Raw genomic sequence first — 2,554 nt, 5'->3', positions numbered from 1 at the left:
TAGCTGCCGCGCTCACCCGGTGGACGTCCGAAAACTACCATGGCATCGGGAGCTTGACGGGGAGCGGGTGGTACAGTTACCTGCTGGGGATACCAGAGCAAATCTCCGGCAACAAAGACGGTTTGCCCTTTAAATAAATACCTGAGATTGGCAACCAAGCGAACAATCCAGCGATATTGAACTGTGTTGTCGGCCATAGGTTTACCGTCGGAGTCAGGATAGAAAAGTTGGGGTTCGATGGGTGCTTGAACCATGCTTTATCTCTTGCGATCGCATTTTTGCCTAACTTTATTGTATCACCGCAAATCCTGGGTTTAAAACCCCATCCTAAAAGGACGGCTTGGCCTTGTACTAAATCCGTTGAGTATGGGCTACATATCAGGAGAGGCACTCATGCAAAAGGCAAAAGTCAAAGGGGAGAATAAATAATCATTTAATAACAGGATTTAGTATTATATCTAAATTTTTAATAAAGTCGAGGTTGAAAATTATCGGGAATATCCAATTCAAATACTTGGTCATGAATCCGAGCCACATAAAACCCTTCTTGCAGAATTTTTTCGCGTAATTCTGATGATACATGAACCGCCGCTAATATGCCATAGAGTTTTTTATCTTTGTGTTCAGGGAAAAAGCGGCGAAACCGTTGCAAAATACTTTTTAATTGTGAAATAGACTCCTCTCTAGCATGACTTTTAACCTCGACGATATAAGCAGTATTTAGCTCACCATTGGTATAGGCAAGGACATCAATTTCTAGGTGTTGTCCATTTTTACTGACTCGCACACTAGGACTAACAACTTCCATACCAAAGCGTTGTCTGAGAATCGTTTCCATTGAGGGAAGGGCAAGTCCTTCGGTAAAGCTGCCGAATTTGGCACCGAGTCCCCCAATTTGCTGACCTAATTCTTTGAGTTGTTTGTCAGTTTTCTTCTGTTGCTGACTAACTTCCTTCAATAGTAGGTCAGTCTCCTTCAGTTGTTTGTCGGTTTCTTTTTGAGCAGTCGCTAATTCGGCTAAGAGTCGCCATACGTCTTCGGATGTAGTTGCCATAGCTAATTTTTTCTCTCTGATTTAGTCTATTGCTATTTTACTGAATTTTGCCGATTCATGAAGAAGATAGTGCTTTTGCCTTTGAGTAAGAGAGCGATAAGTAGGGCGTGTTACGCTGTCGCTAACATACCTTTATTTTTATAAGTAACTTAGAGTATTGTTAAGATTTGATAAATTTAACGGCAAGAGCTTGACATCTACAGACAAAAATGCTAATCTGGCGACCGCAACGCCATTTTTTAGGAGGCATTTAGTTATGGTATTAGCAAAACTGATTGATTGTCGGGGGGGGGTAAGAATAGCTTATCAAAAATAGCTATCGCTTCCTCTGCCATTGCTTTTAGCACTCTAGCAATATCACCAGTTCAAGCTGCTCAGCTAATTATTCCCAACACAACTGTTTTAGGGACTAATGTTTTTTCTGGGCCAACTTTCACGGTTTCTCAAAACTTTCTTCCGTCAGACACCTTAAGTGTTAATGTGTCTGGAACAGTAGATATCTGGGCTGGAACATTGGCTATGAATGCTGCGGGTATTATTACCCAAACAACACAGCCAGGATTCAGTGTGGGACAAACTATCGCGGCGGGTTCCGGGGCAACACGTCCGGGTCAACCCAGTGGTTCTCTACTTATTGGTAATAGCACACTGGGATTTTTTCCTCTATTCTCAGCTAATGCAGCCAATGGTTTAGGCAGTGCCAATCCACCAACAAATTTATCATTATCTGGTGTGCCTTTATCCAGCATATTTACAAATGTAGGCTTTACGGGTATTGCTAATGGCACTGTTCTTCAGTTTCGTATCAACGATATTAATTCTTCTGATAATAGCGGTCAATTTGTCATTTCCTCCCCTCCGCCATCTACCTCAACCCCTGAACCTAGCACAATTTTAGGCTTAGGTGTATTAGGATTGGGTGCTTTCTGCCAGCGCAAACTATCTCAAGGGAAGAAGTCAAAACAGGACAATTGAGTTGAGAACTTTGGGATTTATCCCCCCTTAATCTTCCCTGAATAAGGGGGATATCTGACAGTTTTTAACACCTACCTACTTATATAAAAATAGGGGTTGGGTTGAGCAATAGCAAGGACTAACCTGCTATTTTGTAATTTTCAAAGGTAGGTCTTTTTCTTTTCTAACTTCTCAACATAAGTCAATGGCCTCTTTGATATTTTGTAGAGCTTCTTCTTGAGTCTCACGAAGTCGTTCAGCAACAAGTCGCCCCCATGGAACGGGCCATGGGTTTAAGTGATGAGGTTATTCGTTATTTAACCCTAAAACTTGATCGCGTGGTTGCCCCCCCCTGCGGATTTATCTCCCTTAACGGAAATTCCCCCCTCTCCTATCACCGAAGCGGTGGTGGAAGATGACGGTATCTCCGCTGAAGATTAATTATAGTCACAACTGTGTCGGGTCAATGCCCAATTCCCGTAATCGGGCAAAAGCGCGGTCGCGTTCTTGTTGTGCTTGGTCGCGTTCTTGTTGTGCTTGGTTGCG

Annotated in this window: 2 protein-coding genes and 2 pseudogenes; 2 read left to right on the top strand and 2 right to left on the bottom strand. The window is 42.8% G+C overall.

Annotation, left to right across the window (positions count from 1 at the left end):
* Together ACE1AQ_RS09140 and ACE1AQ_RS09135 are read right to left on the bottom strand one after the other, a co-directional pair.
* Positions 1 to 254, bottom strand: a pseudogene (locus ACE1AQ_RS09140) (Uma2 family endonuclease); the annotation flags it as partial.
* Between the two features lie 212 nt (positions 255 to 466).
* Positions 467 to 1,054 (bottom strand): DUF3782 domain-containing protein, encoded by a 588-nt coding sequence (locus ACE1AQ_RS09135; protein ID WP_008202978.1) that lies wholly within the window; start codon positions 1,052 to 1,054, stop codon positions 467 to 469.
* A 279-nt stretch (positions 1,055 to 1,333) separates the two neighbouring features.
* Between ACE1AQ_RS09135 and ACE1AQ_RS09130 the strand changes: the two genes are divergently transcribed.
* Positions 1,334 to 2,029, top strand: a complete 696-nt coding sequence (locus ACE1AQ_RS09130; protein ID WP_110546007.1) for a PEP-CTERM sorting domain-containing protein — start codon at positions 1,334 to 1,336, stop codon at positions 2,027 to 2,029.
* Positions 2,030 to 2,268: 239 nt separating this feature from the next.
* Positions 2,269 to 2,449, top strand: a pseudogene (locus ACE1AQ_RS09125) (30S ribosomal protein S6); the annotation flags it as partial.
* Between the last annotated feature and the right edge of the window lie 105 nt (positions 2,450 to 2,554).

Source organism: Microcystis sp. BLCC-F209, from assembly GCF_041928595.1.
In the GTDB taxonomy this organism is placed as follows: Bacteria; Cyanobacteriota; Cyanobacteriia; order Cyanobacteriales; family Microcystaceae; genus Microcystis.
The sequence above is the reverse complement of the archived record's forward strand: the minus strand, read 5'-3'. Positions and strand labels throughout refer to the sequence as shown.

Coding starts and splice junctions, on each gene's coding strand:
- ACE1AQ_RS09135 (WP_008202978.1), bottom strand. CDS start 1,054: ATGGCAACTACATCCGAAGACGTATGGCGACTCTTAGCCGAATTAGCG.